The sequence below is a fragment of the Pseudomonas sp. SM4 genome (genome assembly GCF_051913165.1).
Lineage (GTDB): Bacteria > Pseudomonadota > Gammaproteobacteria > Pseudomonadales > Pseudomonadaceae > Aquipseudomonas.
The window spans coordinates 55526-70438 of sequence record NZ_JBODOE010000020.1 but is presented as its reverse complement, the minus strand read 5'-3'; the positions used below and the strand labels follow the sequence as shown (position 1 = coordinate 70438).

The 14913-nt window shown below is 59.1% G+C and carries 18 protein-coding genes; 17 read left to right on the top strand and 1 reads right to left on the bottom strand.

The genetic code is table 11. The annotated features are described in order from the left end of the window. Nucleotide 1 precedes the first annotated feature (1 nt). Nucleotides 2-991 carry a signal peptide peptidase SppA gene (gene sppA, locus ACQ4MY_RS27500; protein WP_440097087.1) on the top strand — a complete coding sequence of 330 codons (990 nt, stop codon included), beginning with the start codon at nucleotides 2-4 and terminating at the stop codon, nucleotides 989-991. A gap of 95 nt (nucleotides 992-1086) precedes the next feature. Here the strand turns inward: sppA and ACQ4MY_RS27495 are convergent, their stop codons facing one another. Continuing rightward, nucleotides 1087-1665 (bottom strand): Maf family protein, encoded by a 579-nt coding sequence (locus tag ACQ4MY_RS27495; RefSeq protein WP_440097086.1) that lies wholly within the window; start codon nucleotides 1663-1665, stop codon nucleotides 1087-1089. 105 nt (nucleotides 1666-1770) lie between these two features. On the opposite strand from ACQ4MY_RS27495, the gene ACQ4MY_RS27490 reads away from it, so the two are divergent. The 16 genes from ACQ4MY_RS27490 to ACQ4MY_RS27415 all read left to right on the top strand — a co-directional run bounded on the left by ACQ4MY_RS27490 (nucleotide 1771) and on the right by ACQ4MY_RS27415 (nucleotide 14913). Then, the gene (locus tag ACQ4MY_RS27490) at nucleotides 1771-2298 is read left to right on the top strand and encodes a YceD family protein (RefSeq protein ID WP_008086273.1); all 528 of its coding nucleotides are present in this window, start codon (nucleotides 1771-1773) and stop codon (nucleotides 2296-2298) included. Nucleotides 2299-2311: 13 nt separating this feature from the next. Beyond that, nucleotides 2312-2494, top strand: coding sequence for a 50S ribosomal protein L32 (rpmF, locus tag ACQ4MY_RS27485; RefSeq protein ID WP_003179396.1), 183 nt, complete (start codon nucleotides 2312-2314; stop codon nucleotides 2492-2494). A 4-nt stretch (nucleotides 2495-2498) separates the two neighbouring features. Next, nucleotides 2499-3509, top strand: a complete 1011-nt coding sequence (gene plsX, locus ACQ4MY_RS27480; protein WP_440097085.1) for a phosphate acyltransferase PlsX — start codon at nucleotides 2499-2501, stop codon at nucleotides 3507-3509. A 123-nt stretch (nucleotides 3510-3632) separates the two neighbouring features. Then, entirely contained in the window at nucleotides 3633-4571 is a 939-nt protein-coding gene (gene fabD / locus ACQ4MY_RS27475; RefSeq protein WP_440097084.1) for an ACP S-malonyltransferase, read from the top strand. Between the two features lie 16 nt (nucleotides 4572-4587). Next, the gene (gene fabG / locus ACQ4MY_RS27470) at nucleotides 4588-5331 is read left to right on the top strand and encodes a 3-oxoacyl-ACP reductase FabG (RefSeq protein WP_008086267.1); all 744 of its coding nucleotides are present in this window, start codon (nucleotides 4588-4590) and stop codon (nucleotides 5329-5331) included. Between the two features lie 196 nt (nucleotides 5332-5527). Continuing rightward, on the top strand, nucleotides 5528-5764 hold the full coding sequence (gene acpP / locus ACQ4MY_RS27465; RefSeq protein WP_003175607.1) for an acyl carrier protein: 237 nt from the start codon (nucleotides 5528-5530) through the stop codon (nucleotides 5762-5764). A gap of 111 nt (nucleotides 5765-5875) precedes the next feature. After that, complete coding sequence (fabF, locus tag ACQ4MY_RS27460; RefSeq protein WP_008086266.1) at nucleotides 5876-7120, top strand: beta-ketoacyl-ACP synthase II; 1245 nt, start codon at nucleotides 5876-5878, stop codon at nucleotides 7118-7120. Further along, the gene (pabC, locus tag ACQ4MY_RS27455) at nucleotides 7120-7935 is read left to right on the top strand and encodes an aminodeoxychorismate lyase (RefSeq protein ID WP_440097083.1); all 816 of its coding nucleotides are present in this window, start codon (nucleotides 7120-7122) and stop codon (nucleotides 7933-7935) included. Before fabF ends, pabC begins: the two co-directional genes overlap by 1 nt. Nucleotides 7936-7938: 3 nt before the next feature. Then, entirely contained in the window at nucleotides 7939-9120 is a 1182-nt protein-coding gene (mltG, locus tag ACQ4MY_RS27450) for an endolytic transglycosylase MltG (protein WP_008086264.1), read from the top strand. Nucleotides 9121-9139: 19 nt separating this feature from the next. Next, nucleotides 9140-9772, top strand: a complete 633-nt coding sequence (gene tmk, locus ACQ4MY_RS27445; protein ID WP_008086263.1) for a dTMP kinase — start codon at nucleotides 9140-9142, stop codon at nucleotides 9770-9772. After that, nucleotides 9765-10748, top strand: coding sequence for a DNA polymerase III subunit delta' (locus tag ACQ4MY_RS27440; protein ID WP_008086262.1), 984 nt, complete (start codon nucleotides 9765-9767; stop codon nucleotides 10746-10748). Before tmk ends, ACQ4MY_RS27440 begins: the two co-directional genes overlap by 8 nt. A 42-nt stretch (nucleotides 10749-10790) precedes the next feature. Further along, nucleotides 10791-11147 carry a PilZ domain-containing protein gene (locus ACQ4MY_RS27435; RefSeq protein ID WP_008086261.1) on the top strand — a complete coding sequence of 119 codons (357 nt, stop codon included), beginning with the start codon at nucleotides 10791-10793 and terminating at the stop codon, nucleotides 11145-11147. Nucleotides 11148-11162: 15 nt separating this feature from the next. Continuing rightward, on the top strand, nucleotides 11163-11954 hold the full coding sequence (locus tag ACQ4MY_RS27430; protein WP_008086260.1) for a TatD family hydrolase: 792 nt from the start codon (nucleotides 11163-11165) through the stop codon (nucleotides 11952-11954). Between the two features lie 439 nt (nucleotides 11955-12393). Next, nucleotides 12394-13032, top strand: coding sequence for a TetR/AcrR family transcriptional regulator (locus tag ACQ4MY_RS27425; RefSeq protein WP_007908276.1), 639 nt, complete (start codon nucleotides 12394-12396; stop codon nucleotides 13030-13032). A 137-nt stretch (nucleotides 13033-13169) separates the two neighbouring features. After that, nucleotides 13170-14138: a GTP 3',8-cyclase MoaA gene (locus ACQ4MY_RS27420; RefSeq protein WP_440097082.1), complete on the top strand. Its 969-nt coding sequence runs from the start codon at nucleotides 13170-13172 to the stop codon at nucleotides 14136-14138. A 169-nt stretch (nucleotides 14139-14307) separates the two neighbouring features. Next, nucleotides 14308-14913 carry a DUF4823 domain-containing protein gene (locus tag ACQ4MY_RS27415; protein WP_158830369.1) on the top strand — a complete coding sequence of 202 codons (606 nt, stop codon included), beginning with the start codon at nucleotides 14308-14310 and terminating at the stop codon, nucleotides 14911-14913.

Here is a 14913-nt window from a genome sequence, read left to right as displayed (position 1 = left end):
CATGACCGACGAATGGAAAGCACCGGCCAAGGCAGATGCCGACGGCGGTGACGAGAAAGGCTGGAAGCTGCTGGAGAAGACTCTCCTGGCCGGCGTGCAAGAGCAGCGCCGTTCGCGGCGTTGGGGGATCTTCTTCAAGCTGCTGACGTTTGTTTATCTGTTTATTGCGCTGATCCTGTTCACGCCGCTGATGGATATGGAAAAGAGCGCCACCCGTAGCGATAACTACACCGCGTTGATCGATGTCACCGGGGTGATTGCCGATAAAGAGCCGGCCAGCGCCGATAATATTGTCGGCAGTCTGCGCGCTGCGTTTGAGGACAAGAAGGTCAAAGGTGTCGTCCTGCGTATCAACAGCCCGGGCGGCAGTCCGGTGCAGTCAGGTTATGTGTATGACGAGATCAAGCGCCTGCGCGGCCTGCACCCGGATATCAAGGTGTATGCCGTGATTTCCGACCTGGGTGCCTCCGGTGCTTATTACATCGCCAGCGCGGCGGATCAGATTTATGCCGACAAGGCGAGTCTGGTCGGTTCGATCGGGGTGACGGCGGCCGGTTACGGTTTTGTCGGCACCATGGAGAAGCTTGGCGTTGAGCGTCGCACGTACACTTCGGGCGAGCACAAGTCGTTCCTCGATCCGTTCCAGCCGCAGAAGCCGGATGAAACGGCGTTCTGGCAGACGGTGCTGGATACCACGCACAAGCAGTTTATCAATAGCGTCAAGCAGGGTCGTGGCGATCGCTTGAAAGACAAAGAGCATCCGGAGCTGTTCTCGGGTTTGGTCTGGTCGGGCGAGCAGGCGCTGCCGCTGGGGTTGATCGATGGGCTGGGCAATGCCAGTTCGGTTGCGCGGGATGTGATTGGCGAGAAAGAGTTGGTGGATTTCACCGTTCAGGAATCGCCGTTTGATCGCTTCTCGAAAAAGCTTGGTGCCAGCGTGGCCGAGCAGTTGGCGATGTGGATGGGTTTCCACGGGCCTTCGTTGCGTTAATTCGTTGTAAAGATCAAAAGATCGCAGCCTGCGGCAGCTCCTACAGGGTTTTACATTCCCTTGTAGGAGCTGCCGAAGGCTGCGATCTTTTGCTTTTAAGGAATCTGCACGCCCTCAGCCAATAACATGTCGATCAGCCGAATCAGCGGCAAACCGATCAGGCTGGTAGCGTCAGGCCCTTCAGTGGACTGAAACAGACTCACCCCCAACCCTTCGGCCTTGAAGCTGCCAGCGCAGTCATACGGCTGCTCAATGCGCAGGTAGCGCTCAACGCGCGCCTGATCGAGCTGACGCATGTGCACGGTAAACGGTACGCAGTCGACCTGGCATTCGCCGGTCTGGCTATTCAGCAGCGCCAGGCCGGTGAGGAATGTCACGCTGGCGCCACTGGCGGCCATCAGTTGTTCGTGGGCCTTTTCGAAGGTGTGCGGTTTGCCGATGATCTGTTCGCCGAGTACGGCAACCTGGTCGGAACCGATAATCAGATGAGCGGGATGGCTGTCGGCCAATGCCCGGGCTTTTTGTTCGGCGAGGCGTTTGACCAGTTCCATGGCTGACTCGCCCGGGCGATGACTTTCATCGATATCCGGCGAGCTGCAGACGAACGGCAGGTGCAGGCGGGCGAGCAATTCGCGACGATAGGTCGAGCTTGAAGCGAGTAATAAAGGCAGCATTCGCGTCTCCTGAGGCAGGTGCAGATTCTAGCGGAGGCACGCAAGTGACGGACAGGGCACAATTTCCTTTGACATGGGTGGGTGCATCCCTATAATGCTGCGCCTATGTTGAATGACCCGATTCCACCTCACGTTGACCCGCGCAAATTGGCTGATCGTGGCACCACCCTTCAAGGTGAATTGCTGCTAGCCGATTTGAAGAGACTCTGCGACCCGCTTTCCGACGATGTCGGTACGGTGCAGGCGAAATTCGTTTTTGAACGAGATGAACGTAAATCTGTGGTAATCCACAGCTTTATCGACACCGAAGTCAAAATGGTTTGCCAGCGTTGTCTTGAGCTGGTCACCCTGCCGATCCACAGCGAATGCAGTTATGCTGTGGTGAAAGAGGGTGCGAATACCCAGTCGTTGCCGAAAGGTTATGACGTGCTGGAACTGGGCGAAGATCCATTGGATCTGCAGTCACTGATCGAGGAGGAGCTTCTGCTCGCCTTGCCCATTGTGCCTGCTCATCATCCGGAAGAATGCCAGCAGCCGGCGGGTCTCGATGAGCCCGAACCGAGCGAGGACGAGTCAACGCGGTCCAACCCGTTCAGTGTATTGGCGCAGTTAAAGCGTGACCCAAACGTTTAGGAGTTAATCAATTATGGCTGTTCAGCAGAACAAAAAATCCCGCTCTGCCCGTGACATGCGCCGTTCGCACGACGCTCTCGAGGCTAGCACCCTGTCTGTAGAAAAAACCACTGGTGAAGTTCACCTGCGTCACCACGTATCGCCAGAAGGCGTATACCGTGGCCGTAAAGTGATCGACAAGGGCGCTGACGAGTAATCACTTGTCCGCTCAAGTCATCGCGATTGACGCAATGGGCGGGGACTTCGGTCCCCGCAGCATTGTTCAGGCCAGCCTCGCTTGCCTGTCTGCTACGCCCTCGCTACACCTGACCCTCGTCGGTCAACCCTCCCTTCTTGAAGAACTGATCCACGGCCAATCGGCTGCCGATCGCGCGCGCCTGACGATTGTTGCGGCCAGCGAAGTCATCACCATGGATGAAAAACCGACCCAGGCCTTGCGTGGCAAGCCGGACTCATCGATGCGTATCGCCCTGGAGTTGGTGCGTGATGGCAAGGCGCAAGCGTGTGTCAGTGCCGGCAATACCGGTGCGCTGATGGCGTTGTCGCGATTTGTGCTGAAGACGCTGCCCGGTATTGATCGCCCGGCGATGGTGGCGGCGATTCCGACACAGAAGGGTTTTTGTCAGTTGCTCGATCTGGGTGCCAATGTCGATTGCAGTGCCGAGCATCTGCTGCAGTTTGCGGTGATGGGCTCGGTGGCAGCGCAGACGCTGGGTATCCACCGCCCGCGTGTAGCGCTGCTGAACATCGGCACTGAAGACATCAAGGGCAATCAGCAGGTCAAGCTCGCGGCGACGTTGTTGCAGGCTGCTCGTGGCATCAACTACATCGGCTTCATCGAAGGCGATGGCCTGTATCGTGGTGAGGCTGATGTTGTGGTGTGCGACGGTTTTGTCGGCAACATCCTGCTCAAGTCCAGCGAAGGTCTGGCGACGATGATTGCTGCGCGTATCGAGGCGCTGTTCAAGAAGAATCTCGCTTCCCGTGCGGTCGGTGCTTTGGCGCTGCCATTGATGAAGCGTTTGCAGGCGGATCTGGCGCCGGCGCGACATAACGGAGCAAGCTTTCTCGGCTTGCAGGGCATCGTCGTGAAAAGTCACGGTTCGGCCGGGGTGCAGGGCTTTCAGAGTGCGATTCAGCGTGCGCTGATCGAGATTCAGGAGAACTTGCCTGAGCGCCTCCACGGTCGTCTGGAGGATTTGTTGTCTTAGGCGTTTTCGTCGGACAATGCTTAAATGTGACCGCCCGGTTCAAAGGGCCATCCAACTGTCAGTTTCTTGCGTCCCCAAGCGGGGCGTCATTTTCCGACGACAAGATCATTAGGGGCTTGTTACATGTCTGCTTCCCTCGCATTCGTCTTTCCAGGACAGGGTTCGCAGTCCCTCGGCATGTTGGCCGAGCTGGGCGCGGAATATCCGTTGATCCTCGAAACATTCAAAGAAGCCTCTGAGGCTCTGGGTTATGACCTGTGGGCACTGACCCAGCAGGGGCCGGAAGAGCTGCTCAATCAAACCGATAAAACCCAACCGGCCATTCTGACCGCTTCGATCGCCCTGTGGCGTCTGTGGCTGGCGGAAGGTGGCGCGCGCCCGGCCTTTGTTGCCGGTCACAGCCTGGGCGAATACAGCGCGCTGGTTGCTGCGGGCAGCCTGACGCTGGCTGACGCGGTCAAGCTCGTTGAGCGCCGTGGTCAACTGATGCAGGAAGCGGTTCCGGCCGGGCAGGGCGGCATGGCTGCCATTCTCGGTCTGGAAGACGCTGATGTGCTGGCGGCCTGCGCTGAAGCTGCGCAAGGCGAGGTGGTCAGCGCCGTCAACTTCAACTCGCCGGGCCAGGTCGTCATCGCCGGCGCCAAGGCTGCCGTCGAGCGCGCCATTGAAGGTTGCAAGGCCCGTGGCGCCAAGCGTGCCATGCCGCTGCCGGTGAGCGTGCCTTCGCACTGCGAGCTGATGCGTCCGGCCGCCGAGCGCTTTGCCGAAGCCATTGCCGCCATCGACTGGCAGGCGCCGCAGATCCCGGTGGTACAGAACGTCAGCGCGCAAGTGCCGGCCGATCTGGAAACCCTCAAGCGTGATCTGCTCGAACAACTCTACAAGCCAGTGCGCTGGGTCGAGTCGGTACAGACGCTGGCCGCCAAGGGCGCGACCAATCTGGTCGAATGCGGCCCGGGCAAAGTGCTGGCCGGTCTGAACAAACGTTGCGCCGAAGGCGTGGCGACTTCCAATCTCAATACCCCAGACGCTTTCGCTGCCGCTCGTGCAGCGCAAGCCTGAATCAGGAGAAACTTGCATGAGTCTGCAAGGTAAAGTTGCACTGGTCACCGGTGCAAGCCGCGGTATCGGCCAGGCCATCGCGCTGGAACTGGGTCGTCAGGGCGCCATCGTTGTTGGCACCGCGACCTCCGCGTCGGGTGCTGAGCGCATTGCTGCGACCCTGAAGGAAAACGGTATTCAGGGCACTGGCCTTGAGCTGAACGTCACCAGCGACGAGTCCGTCAGCGCGGTGCTGGCGAGCATTCAGGAGCAGTTCGGTGCGCCAGTGGCGATCCTGGTCAATAATGCCGGTATCACCCGCGATAACCTGATGATGCGCATGAAAGACGATGAGTGGTACGACGTGATCGATACCAACCTGAACAGTCTATTCCGCCTGTCCAAGGGCGTTCTGCGCGGCATGACCAAGGCGCGTTGGGGTCGAATTATCAGTATTGGCTCGGTGGTGGGTGCCATGGGCAACGCTGGCCAAGTAAACTATGCAGCCGCCAAGGCCGGTCTGGAAGGTTTCAGCCGTGCAATGGCGCGTGAAGTCGGTTCGCGTTCGATTACGGTCAACTCGGTAACCCCAGGGTTCATCGACACCGATATGACCCGCGAACTGCCTGAAGCACAGCGTGAAGCCTTGCAGACGCAGATTCCGCTGGGTCGTCTGGGACAAGCTCAAGAGATCGCGTCTGTGGTCGCTTTTCTTGCATCCGACGGTGCGGCATACGTCACTGGGGCTACAATCCCGGTGAACGGTGGGATGTACATGTAAGTAAAATGTGACGGATTGCTTCAAAAAAATGTCATACGAGCTGTCTAAAATCCGTTATAAAGCTGCAATCTATTTATAGGCAGAGGGCCGCAGGGTTTGAGGAGTGAAGCTTTCAGTTGAAAAGCTGAAAAGTCTTTCTATACACTTACCCACTGGCCAGCTGCCTGAATTTGTCCATTAGGAGTGAAAACAAGGTATGAGCACCATCGAAGAGCGCGTCAAGAAAATCGTTGCCGAGCAACTGGGCGTTAAAGAAGAAGAAGTGGTCAACACTGCTTCCTTCGTTGAAGACCTGGGTGCCGACTCCCTTGACACCGTTGAGCTGGTGATGGCTCTGGAAGAGGAATTCGAGACCGAAATCCCTGACGAAGAAGCTGAGAAGATCACTACTGTACAAGCTGCAATCGACTACGTTACTAGCCACCAGGCGTAATAGTTTGTAATCGTTGTTTGCTGTCATGGAAAAACCGCACTGCCATCATGGCGTGCGGTTTTTTCTTTAGGCCTGATGCAAAGTCGTCGTCATTTGAAAAAGGAGAGTGCTGTGTCGCGTAGACGCGTCGTAGTCACCGGTATGGGTATGTTGTCGCCACTGGGCACGGATGTGCCGAGCAGTTGGCAGGGCATTCTGGCTGGCCGCAGTGGCATTGGTCTGATCGAACACACCGACCTTTCTGCCTATTCCACCCGCTTTGGCGGCTCGGTAAAAGGCTTCAATGTCGAGGAATACCTGTCGGTCAAGGAAGCGCGCAAGCTCGACCTGTTCATTCAGTACGGTCTCGCCGCGGGCTTTCAAGCCGTGCGCAATGCCGGGCTCGAAGTTACCGACGCCAACCGTGAACGCATTGGCGTGGCCATGGGTTCGGGCATTGGCGGTCTGACCAACATCGAAGAAACCAGCCGCACCCTGCACGAGACTGGCCCGCGCCGGATTTCTCCGTTCTTTGTGCCTGGCTCGATCATCAATATGATTTCCGGTTTCCTGTCTATCCATCTGGGTGCACAGGGACCTAACTACGCCATCGCCACCGCGTGTACCACCGGTACGCACTGCATTGGCATGGCGGCGCGCAACATCATGTACGACGAAGCCGATGTGATGATTGCCGGCGGTGCCGAAATGGCTGCGTGCGGTCTGGGCATGGGCGGCTTCGGCGCGTCCCGTGCGCTGTCGACGCGCAACGATGAGCCGACCCGCGCCAGCCGTCCGTGGGACAAGGGCCGTGACGGTTTCGTCCTGTCCGACGGTGCCGGTGCTCTGGTTCTCGAAGAGCTGGAGCACGCCAAGGCTCGCGGTGCGACCATCTACGCCGAGCTGATCGGCTTCGGTACCAGCGGCGATGCGTTCCACATGACCTCGCCACCGGCCGACGGCGCCGGTGCCGCACGCTGCATCACCAATGCATTGCGCGATGCCAAGATCAACGTCGATCAAGTGCAGTACATCAACGCCCACGGCACCTCGACCCCGGCCGGCGACCTCGCCGAAGCCAATGCGCTCAAGTCGGTGTTCGGTGAGCACGCCTACAAACTGGCGGTCAGCTCGACCAAGTCGATGACCGGTCACCTGTTGGGTGCAGCGGGCGCGGTCGAAGCGATCTTCAGCGTGCTGGCGATCAACAGCCAGGTGGCACCGCCGACCATCAACCTTGAAGAGCCGGATGAAGGCTGCGATCTCGATTTCGTGCCGCACACCGCGCGCAACATGGACATCGATGTCGTACTGTCCAACTCCTTCGGTTTTGGCGGCACCAACGGCACCTTGGCGTTCCGTCGGTTCGCAGGCTGATGGAAAGCTGGGTCGACGGTCAACCGGCTGACAGTCTGTCGCTGAAAGATCGCGGCCTGGCTTACGGCGATGGTCTGTTCGAGACCATCGCTGTGCATCGCGGCCAGCCGATCCTGCTGGATCGGCACTTGGCGCGACTGGCCGATGGCTGTTCGCGTCTGGCCATCGCGGCCGATATCGAGCTGATTCGCCACGAGCTGCTGAGCTATGCGGCAGCGATGGGCGAGGGCGTGCTCAAGCTCATCCTCAGCCGTGGTGACGGTTTGCGTGGTTATGCGCCCGATCCGGCGGCGCCGGGCCGACGCATCCTGCAAGGCAATCCTCCTGCTGTTTATCCTGCTGCTCATGCCGAGCACGGCGTGCGCCTGTTCCCGTGCAGCACGCGTCTGGCTACGCAGCCGTTGCTCGCCGGACTCAAACACCTCAATCGCCTTGAACAGGTTCTCGCCCGTGCCGAATGGCAGGACAGCGAGCACGCCGAAGGCTTGATGCTCGATCAGGCCGGTCGAGTGATCGAAGGGGTGTTCAGTAATGTGTTTCTGCTGCGCGACGGTGTGTTGATCACCCCGGACTTGAAGCGCTGCGGCGTCGCCGGTGTGATGCGCGCCGAAATATTGTTTCAGGCCGAGTCCTTGGCCATCCCCACGCAAATCGCCGACATCAGCCTCGAACAGCTGCAATGGGCTGACGAAGTGTTTCTCTGCAACAGCGTTTATGGCGTCTGGCCGGTACGCGCCTACGCTGCACTGAGCTGGCCGGTTGGCTCGCTCACCCGTAAACTGCAAACCATTGCCCGCGCCCTACTGGATGCCTGATTCGTGAGACGTAAACTTTTGCTGCTGCTGGAAACCGGACTGGTTCTGGCAGGGCTGCTGTTGGGCGCCAGCGCCTGGAAGATTCACTCCGCGCTGGAACAGCCCCTGAACATCACGCAGGAAGAACTGCTGGATGTGCCGAAAGGCTCCACCCCTACCCGTACTTTCCTTTCACTCGAAACCGATGGCGTCATCAAGGACGCGTTCTGGTTGCGGGTCTATTGGCGCTTCAACCTCGCAGGTACACCAATCCACAGCGGTGAATACCGCATGCAGCCGGGCATGACCGTCAACGGCCTGATCGACTTGTGGAAGCGTGGCGACGTGGTGCAATACAGCCTGACGCTGGTCGAAGGCTGGAATTTCCATCAAGTACGCGCGGCACTGGCCAAAGACGAAAAACTCACCCAGACCCTCAATGGTTTGAGCGACAGCGACGTCATGGCGAAGATCGGTCATAAGGGTCTGTTCCCGGAAGGCCGCTTTTTCCCTGACACTTACCGCTTCGTGCGCGGCATGTCCGACGCCGAGTTGCTGAAAAAAGCCTTTGAGCGTCTCGACGAAGTGTTGGCCAATGAATGGGAAAAACGTTCGGCCGATGCGCCGTACAGCGAGCCGTATCAAGCGTTGATCATGGCCTCGCTGGTCGAGAAAGAAACCGGCGTGCCGCAGGAGCGCGGGCAGATCGCGGGTGTGTTCGTGCGCCGGATGGCGTTGGGGATGCAATTGCAGACCGACCCGACGGTCATTTATGGCCTCGGCGATCGCTACACCGGCAAACTCACGCGCGCGCATTTGAAAGAGCCGACGGCGTATAACACTTACGTGATTCCCGGCTTGCCGCCGACCCCGATTGCGATGGTCGGGCGTGAAGCGATTCACGCGGCGCTGAACCCCGTGGAAGGCTCCAGCCTGTACTTTGTCGCACGCGGCGACGGCAGCCATGTGTTCTCCGACGATCTTGATGCGCACAACAGTGCGGTGCGTGAATTCCAGCTCAAGCGCCGCGCAGATTATCGTTCGAGCCCGGCCCCGACGGCGACGCCTGAAGCCGCTGCGCCTGCCGAGGAAACGATTCCTGCGGCTTCACCTGATACGGCGCCGGAGGCGTTGCCGCAAGTTCCCGCCGAGGAACCTGCGCCGACCCCGGCCCCGGAAGCCGCTGCTCCACAAAACGCGCAATGACTTTGATTAAGGACTGCCTGTGACTGGCTTGTTTATTACCCTGGAAGGCCCGGAAGGTGCCGGCAAAAGCACCAACCGCGAATACCTCGCCGAGCGCCTGCGCGCCGCCGGTATTGAGGTGGTGCTGACCCGTGAGCCCGGCGGTACGCCGCTGGCCGAGCGGATTCGCGAAGTGTTGCTGGCACCGGCCGACGAAGTCATGACCCCGGACGCCGAGCTGCTGCTGGTGTTTGCCGCGCGCGCTCAGCACCTGGCCGAAGTCATCCGCCCGGCACTGGCCCGTGGCGCGGTGGTGCTGTGTGATCGCTTCACCGATTCGACGTATGCCTATCAGGGCGGCGGTCGCGGTTTGTCGCTGGAGCGTATCGCCACGCTGGAAACCTTTGTTCAGGGCGATCTGCGTCCTGACCTGACGCTGATTTTCGATCTGCCGGTGGAAATCGGCCTGGCCCGCGCCAGCGCTCGTGGCCGTCTGGATCGTTTCGAGCTGGAAGGCCGGGCGTTTTTCGAGGCGGTGCGCAATGCGTTTCTCAAGCGCGCTGAAGCCGACCCTGCGCGCTATGTGCGCATCGATGCCGGTCAGCCGTTAGCCAAAGTTCAACAATCGCTGGATACCTTGCTGCCGAACTTGCTGGAGCTGGCCCGTGGCTGAGGCCTATCCATGGCAGGACAGCCTCTGGCAGCAACTGGCCGGCCGCAAGCAGCACGCGCACGCCTATCTGCTGCATGGCCCCGCCGGGATCGGCAAGCGCGCGCTGGCCGAGCGCTTGATGGCGAGCCTGCTGTGTCAGCGTCCGACGCCAGAAGCGTGCGGCGAGTGCAAATCCTGCCTGCTGCTCAGGGCGGGTAGTCATCCCGATAATTACATCCTCGAGCCGGAAGAAGCCGATAAGGCCATCAAAGTCGATCAGGTGCGCGATCTGGTCAGTTTCGTGGTGCAGACCGCGCAACTGGGCGGGCGCAAAGTGGTGCTGATCGAGCCGGTCGAGGCGATGAACATCAACGCCGCCAACGCCTTGCTGAAAAGCCTTGAAGAACCGTCCGGCGATACTGTGTTGCTGTTGGTCAGCCATCAGACCAGCCGTTTGCTGCCGACGATCAAAAGCCGTTGCGTGCAGCAGGCTTGTCCGCTGCCGGGCGAAGCGATGAGCTTGCAATGGCTGGCTCAGGCGTTGCCGGATTGCTCTGAAGAAGAACGTGTCGAACTGCTGACGCTGGCGGCCGGTTCGCCGTTGATGGCAGTCAGTCTGCAATCCCAGGGCGTGCGTGAACAGCGCGCGCAAGTGGTCGAAGGCGTGAAGAAGTTGCTCAAGCAGCAGCAATCGCCGACGCAACTGGCCGAAGAATGGAAAAGCATTCCGATGCTGCGCCTGTTCGACTGGTTCTGCGACTGGTCGAGCCTGATCCTGCGCTATCAACTGACGCAGGATGAAGCGGGCCTTGGCCTGACCGATATGCGTAAAGTCGTGCAGTACCTTGCGCAGAAAAGTGCGCAGGGCAAAGTCCTTGAGATTCAGGACTGGATTCTCGCCCAGCGGCAGAAAGTCATGAGCAAGGCCAACCTCAATCCGGCGCTGTTGCTGGAAGCGTTGTTGGTGCAATGGGCGGGATTGCCTGGCCAAAGATAACAATGTGTACCTAGACTCTGAACATCAGCAGTGGAGGTCAACATGAATGAACCTGTCAGCCCGGGGCCGCGCAACGGCATTTTGTCCCTGACGATCAAGGACAAATCGGTGCTTTACGCCGCCTACATGCCATTCATCAAGAACGGTGGCTTGTTCATCCCGACCAACAAGAGCTACAAGTTGGGCGACGAGGTGTTCATGCTGCTCAATCTGATGGACGAAGCTGAAAAGATTCCGGTGGCCGGCAAGGTCACCTGGATCACGCCCAAAGGGGCGCAAGGCAATCGCGCCGCCGGTGTCGGCGTGCAGTTCAATGATGGCGACAACACCGCGCGCAGTCGCATCGAAACCCATCTGGCCGGAGCCCTCAAGTCCGACCGTCCCACTCATACGATGTAAGTAGCCGTCCTTTTTATGCTCGTAGATTCCCATTGTCACCTCGATCGCCTCGACCTCGCCGCCCATGATGGCTCGCTGGATGCCGCACTCGATGCAGCCCGGCAGCGCGGAGTAGGGCACTTTCTGTGCATCGGCGTCAGTGCCGACAACGCCGCCGACGTCAAAGCCCTGGCTGAACGGTACGACGACGTTGATTGCTCGGTTGGCGTGCACCCGCTGGATGTACAACCGGGCGCGGCGCCGGCGCTGGATTGGTTGCTGCACGAACTCAATCACCCGAAAGTAGTGGCGATCGGCGAAACCGGTCTGGACTATCACTACGAGCCGGAAGCCGCTGAATTGCAGCAGGAGTCGTTTCGTCTGCACCTGCAAGCGGCGCAGCAGACTGGCAAACCGGTGATCATCCACACCCGTGGCGCGCGGGCCGACACCCTTGAACTGCTGCGCGAAGCGGCGTTGCCGCAGGCCGGTGTGCTGCATTGCTTCACCGAAGACTGGGACATGGCCAAAGCAGCGCTGGACATGGGTTATTACATTTCCCTGTCGGGGATCGTCACGTTCCGTAATGCCGATGCGTTGCGCGATGTCGCGAGCAAGGTTCCGGCCGACCGCCTGCTGGTGGAAACCGATTCGCCGTATCTGGCGCCGATCCCGTATCGCGGCAAGCCAAACCTGCCGCAGTATGTGCGTGAGGTTGCGGAATTCCTGGCGATGTTGCGCGGTGAGAATTACGAGCGCTTTGCCGAACAGACCACCGAGAACTTCAAGCGTCTGTTCCCGCTGGCTTCGGTCAAATCTGCCCTGTAGGAGCTGCCGCAGGCTGCGATCTTTTGATCTTAAAAAAGTCAGATCAAAAGATCGCAGCCTGCGGCAGCTCCTACAGGTGTGATGTGGGATAAAGGTCAAATCGCGGGCAAAAAAAACCCGGGTTCTGGGGGGTGAATCCGGGTTAAGACCATTAGGAGTAAAACAAAGGCACGCGGTCCGTTGGTACCTTTATCGGCGCGACACTTGGGGGAGATGTCGCCCGACAGTTGAAGTATTGATCAGTCTGGCGTGCAGTCCAGTGAGCCGGTCGGGGTTTTTAAACAAATTTGGAATACGTTTGCTTCAGTTGAGTTCTCATTGCGCCCAAAACGTTCTCAAAATGAACAAGAAACACAGATATGGTCGGATGATCCGTGCATTTTTGCGCAAGTTAGGCATAATACGCGGCTTCGAATTTTGACCCTTCAGACCTTTTCTTATGCACAAAGAACCTCGTAAGGTCCGTGAGTTTCGTCGCCGCGAGCAAGAAATTCTCGATACCGCGCTCAAGCTGTTCCTCGACCAAGGTGAAGACAGTGTCACCGTCGAGATGATTGCTGATGCCGTGGGTATCGGCAAAGGCACGATCTATAAGCATTTCAAATCCAAGGCCGAGATCTATCTGCGCCTGATGCTCGATTACGAGCGCGATTTGAACGAGCTGCTGCATTCGGCCGATGTCGACAAGGACAAGGAAGCGCTGTCCCGCGCCTACTTCGAATTCCGCATGCGTGACCCGCAGCGCTATCGTCTGTTCGACCGTCTCGAAGAGAAGGTGGTCAAGGGCAATCAAGTGCCGGAGATGGTCGAGGAGTTGCACAAGATTCGTGCCTCGAACTTCGAACGTCTGACCCTGCTCATCAAGGGCCGCATCAGCGAAGGCAAGCTCGAAGACGTGCCGCCGTATTTCCACTACTGCGCATCCTGGGCGCTGGTGCATGGCGCTGTGGCGCTGTATCACTCACCGTTCTGGAGCAATGTGCTGGAAGATCAGGAAGGTTTCTTTCAGTTTCTGATGGACATCGGCGTGCGCATGGGCAACAAACGCAAGCGCGATCCGGAAACGCCGAGCAGCTGAGCCATTCAGCTGCCTTATTGCGCCATGATTTCGCTACATGACGCAGTACCGCAGGAATATACTCAGGCATAGGGCTTGCTAAAACTTGATTTGTGAGTCAAGTTTTAGTGGCTCGAAATTCTATCGCCGGAGTGATCATGATCGTTGACCGTCAAGGCAGGCGTTTTCGCAATTTGCGCATCAGCCTGACTTCAGCCTGCAATTACGCGTGTACCTACTGCGTGCCCAACGGCAAGCGGTTGGTGGCTGCGCAGGATGAACTGTCGGCTGAGTCCATGGCACGCGGCGTCGAGTACCTGATCGAGGCCGCCGGCATCGAGCGCTTGCGCATCACTGGCGGCGAGCCGCTGGTCAGCCCGAAGCTTGAATCGTTCATGACCGCCGTCGGCAAGATGGGCCTGGACGACATCAGCCTGACCACCAACGGTCAACTCCTCGCGAAGAAACTTCCGCTGCTGGTCGATGCCGGTCTGCGCCGCATCAATGTGTCCCTCGATACCCTCGACGCGGGTGCGTTCCGCAGCATCGCCCGTGGCGGCGACCTGGCCACTGTGCTCGATGGCATGGATCAAGCCGCTGCGGCGGGGATGAAGATCAAGGTCAACATGGTGCCGTTGCGCGGGCAGAACCTCGATCAGGTGATGCCGTTGCTCGATTACTGCCTTGAACGCGGCTTCGAGTTGCGCTTCATCGAGCTGATGCGCATGGGCCACCTGGCCAAAGACTCCAATGCTTTCCTGCAACAGTTCGTCAGCCTTGAACAATTGCTTAGCCTGATCGGCGAGCGCTACGAGTACGCACAGACTGACGCGCCGATCGACGCGACCGCCGTGCGCTATGCGATTCCTAGCCTGGGCAATTTCGGCGTGATCGCCAACGAAAGCGTGCCGTTCTGTCGGACGTGCTCGCGCTTGCGCCTCTCGTCGACCGGGTGGCTGCACGGCTGCCTGTCGTCGAGCAACCGCCATTACGTCGGCGATCTGCTTGATAAGCCGCGTCATCAGGCACTGCCGGCGCTGCAGCGTCTGCTGGTCAAGGCGCTGGGGGACAAGCAGGAAGTGGCGTTTTCCGGCGGCGCCACCGTCATGAAGATCATTGGCGGCTGATACTCCCCATTCGCGGGCAAGCCTTGCTCCTACAGAGTTATGCGATCCTGTAGGAGCAAGGCTTGCCCGCGAATGCGTTCTATAAATCAACCAAGATCCCGAGCTGGCGCAAAAGCTGCATCCAACGGCCATTCGCCGGTTTTCCGTCACCGGCCTCTGGAGGAATAGGATGCGTAGCCTGGTTTTGCTGCTGGCCGTTTTGGCGCTTGGCGGCTGTATGACTGTCAGTGATATGGCCGAGGGCACTCGCTATCAGATGAGCGATGCGGGGCTGCTGGATCACAGTGACAGCCGCCGCGTGAACAACTTCCGCATTCAGCCGGACTCGTTCATCTACATCGCGCAAGGTTCGTTTGCGCCGCCGGGCGGTTCTTACCCGCGCCCCAACGTAGTGGCTGAGGAAGCCTTCAAGGGCTTCGTCGAATATTTCCCGATGGTGCGCCGTGCCCGCGCGCCGGAAGGCCTGGATCAGGCAATGGGTGAGGCCCGTGACGCCGGCGCGCACTATCTGCTCTACACCCGTTTCGCCAAGGCTGACGACCGCATCGGCAACTCCGATGAATGGCTCGATCAGGAAGCTGTGGATCGCCTGGGCATCGACGGCGGCGTGATTCAGATCATGTTGATCGAGACCAGCACCCAGTATTTGATTGATACTGCACGCATCAAGAGTCGTGGCGGTTTACTGACGTTCCACGACAGCAAACCCGAAGACCTGATCGGCCCGCCGCTGGCGCAATACGCGCGCAGCCTGCTGGGAGTCGGCGACCAATAA

Bases quoted from the DNA above. Each gene is read 5' to 3' on its own strand.
- ACQ4MY_RS27430 (WP_008086260.1), top strand. From the start codon at position 11,163: ATGCTCGTAGATTCCCATTGTCACCTCGATCGCCTCGACCTCGCCGCC.
- ACQ4MY_RS27495 (WP_440097086.1), bottom strand. From the start codon at position 1,665: ATGCTGCCTTTATTACTCGCTTCAAGCTCGACCTATCGTCGCGAATTG.
- acpP (WP_003175607.1), top strand. From the start codon at position 5,528: ATGAGCACCATCGAAGAGCGCGTCAAGAAAATCGTTGCCGAGCAACTG.
- ACQ4MY_RS27425 (WP_007908276.1), top strand. From the start codon at position 12,394: ATGCACAAAGAACCTCGTAAGGTCCGTGAGTTTCGTCGCCGCGAGCAA.
- sppA (WP_440097087.1), top strand. From the start codon at position 2: ATGACCGACGAATGGAAAGCACCGGCCAAGGCAGATGCCGACGGCGGT.
- ACQ4MY_RS27420 (WP_440097082.1), top strand. From the start codon at position 13,170: ATGATCGTTGACCGTCAAGGCAGGCGTTTTCGCAATTTGCGCATCAGC.
- fabG (WP_008086267.1), top strand. From the start codon at position 4,588: ATGAGTCTGCAAGGTAAAGTTGCACTGGTCACCGGTGCAAGCCGCGGT.
- ACQ4MY_RS27415 (WP_158830369.1), top strand. From the start codon at position 14,308: ATGCGTAGCCTGGTTTTGCTGCTGGCCGTTTTGGCGCTTGGCGGCTGT.
- ACQ4MY_RS27490 (WP_008086273.1), top strand. From the start codon at position 1,771: ATGTTGAATGACCCGATTCCACCTCACGTTGACCCGCGCAAATTGGCT.
- fabD (WP_440097084.1), top strand. From the start codon at position 3,633: ATGTCTGCTTCCCTCGCATTCGTCTTTCCAGGACAGGGTTCGCAGTCC.
- pabC (WP_440097083.1), top strand. From the start codon at position 7,120: ATGGAAAGCTGGGTCGACGGTCAACCGGCTGACAGTCTGTCGCTGAAA.
- rpmF (WP_003179396.1), top strand. From the start codon at position 2,312: ATGGCTGTTCAGCAGAACAAAAAATCCCGCTCTGCCCGTGACATGCGC.
- ACQ4MY_RS27435 (WP_008086261.1), top strand. From the start codon at position 10,791: ATGAATGAACCTGTCAGCCCGGGGCCGCGCAACGGCATTTTGTCCCTG.